Annotated in this window: 2 protein-coding genes and 1 pseudogene; all 3 read right to left on the bottom strand. The window is 72.9% G+C overall.

Annotation, left to right across the window (positions count from 1 at the left end):
- Positions 1 to 351: ATP-binding cassette domain-containing protein (locus tag H5J29_RS30535; protein WP_181784414.1), on the bottom strand; the 351-nt coding region annotated here is incomplete at its 3' end.
- The gene (locus H5J29_RS30530; protein WP_181784413.1) at positions 348 to 1,430 is read right to left on the bottom strand and encodes an ABC transporter substrate-binding protein; all 1,083 of its coding nucleotides are present in this window, start codon (positions 1,428 to 1,430) and stop codon (positions 348 to 350) included. The genes H5J29_RS30530 and H5J29_RS30535, both read right to left, overlap by 4 nt.
- Before the next feature lie 365 nt (positions 1,431 to 1,795).
- A pseudogene (locus tag H5J29_RS30525) lies at positions 1,796 to 2,012 on the bottom strand (LLM class F420-dependent oxidoreductase); the annotation flags it as partial.

Here is a 2,012-nt window from a genome sequence, read left to right as displayed (position 1 = left end):
CCCGGCGAGCTGCAGCGGCAGCTCGACGTTGCGCGCCGCCGTCAGCCACGGCATGAGCGCGGCCTCCTGGAACATGAACGACGGCCGCGCGGCACTCACCGACAGCGTGCCCCCGGTGGGGGCGTCCAGCCCCGCGACCAGGTTGAGCAGTGTGGACTTGCCACAGCCGGAGGCGCCGAGCAGGCAGACGAACTCGCCGCTCGCGACCCGCAGGTCGATCCCGCGAAGGGCGGTGACCGCGGAGGTCCCGGTACCGAAGGTCTTGCCCACCCCCGACAGCTCGACGGCGGTGCGTCCGGTCCGCTCGCGGCGGGCCTGGTCGATCTCGGATTCCACGGTCACCGGCGTCATCCCTGCTGGTCGAGGCCCGCGGAGTCGACCGCGGGCTTGCCGTCCGCCTGGCGCACGGTGTTCAGCGCACCCAGGTCGAACAGGCCCTTCACGTCCGTCTCCGTGGGGGTGGCCCCGGCGGTGACGCTGTCCTTCGCGAGCTGCGGGAAGGTGGCCGCGAGCGGGTCGGTGTCGAAGCTGAGCTCGGTGAACGCCCGGTCCAGCACCGCCGGGGCGAGCGCCGAGTTGGTGATGGCCTTGATCGAGTCGTTCGTGATCGTCTTGGCCTGGTCGGGGTTCGCCGTGGCGAAGTCGACCGACTTCTGCAGGCCGCGGAGCAGCGCCTCGACGGTCTGCGGGTGCTCCTGCAGGAACTGCGTGCGCACGATCAGCACCGTGGTCGGGAACTTGCCCTCCGGCCACAGGGTCTTCTCGTCGACGAGGACCGTCGCCCCGGCGTCGACCAGCCGCGAGCTCCACGGCTCGGGCAGCCAACCGCCCGCGACCTGGCCCTGCTTGAACAGGTCCAGCGTGCGGGGGTTGTCGATGTTCTGGACGGTCACCTTGTCCGGGCCCTCGCCGATCTCCAGGCCCTGCGTGCCGAGCCACTTCTTGAGCGCGACGTCCTGGGTGTTGCCCGCCTGCGGCGTGGCGATGACCTTGCCCTTGAGCTGGTCCGGCGTGGTGATGTCCGGGCTCGTGACGAGCTGGGCGCCGGCCTGGGTGGAGCCGGAGATGACCCGGATGGCCTCGCCGTTGGACTTGGCGAAGGCGTTGATGGCCGGGCTGGTGCCGATGAAGCCCGCGTCGAGCGAGCCGCCGAGCAGGGCGTTCACCTCGTCCGGGCCTGCGTTGAAGGTCTGGGTGGTGAGCTTGGTGCCGCTGCCCAGCTCCGTGGCGAAGGAGTTCTGCGCCACCCCGATCAGCGCGGGGGCGTGGGTGATGTTCGGGAAGTAGCCCAGCCGCAGCTCGGCGGCGGGGGTGGTGGCGGCGGGAGCGGCGGTGCTGGGGGTCTCCGCGGCGCGCGAGCAGCCGGCGGCGAGCCCGATCGCGGCGAGGGCGGCGAGCCCGGTGGTGAGCAGACGACGAGCGGCGGGCATGGGTGTTCGGGGTCCTTCCGGGGCGCGCGGGCACCCCGGATCCGGCCGGGACGACCCGGCGGGTGATGGCGCACGGGGTGGTGGGAGGGAGGGGACGGCGGGATCCGCCGATGCTCCCTAGCGACACCCCTCGTCGAAGGCGTGGCTCCGGCGCGACGGCCAGAACCGCTCCAGGTCGAACGCGCGCAGCGCGCGGCGCACACCAAGGGTGCACGGCGCGGTGGTGGGCATGCCCCCATCGTGCGACGGGCCGGTCCGGCCGGACAAGCCGGATTCCGCAGACCGAGAGCGCGACCGCAATGACCGGACATCTGTGCGTCCGTTTGCGCACGTCCTGTCCGTTCTCACGGCCGGCAGGTGTCCGGTCAGGTGGCGAGCGTCGGCAGCAGGGCCAGGGTGCGCTCCACCTCGGCGGGGGTGCCGATGGGGACGACCTGCAACTCGGTGACGCCGGCGTCGGCGTAGGCGCGGACGGCGGCCGTCAGGGTCCGCTCGTCCCCGGCGACGAGGGTGTCCACCGCGCCCGCCACACCCTGGCGGTCCAGCCAGCGGCGGTAGGTGGGCAGGTCGTTCGCCGGCCCG

This window comes from Pseudonocardia pini (assembly GCF_013870575.1).
In the GTDB taxonomy this organism is placed as follows: Bacteria; Actinomycetota; Actinomycetes; order Mycobacteriales; family Pseudonocardiaceae; genus Pseudonocardia; species Pseudonocardia pini.
Note: the sequence above shows the minus strand (reverse complement) of the source record. Positions and strands in the feature narration are given on the sequence as shown.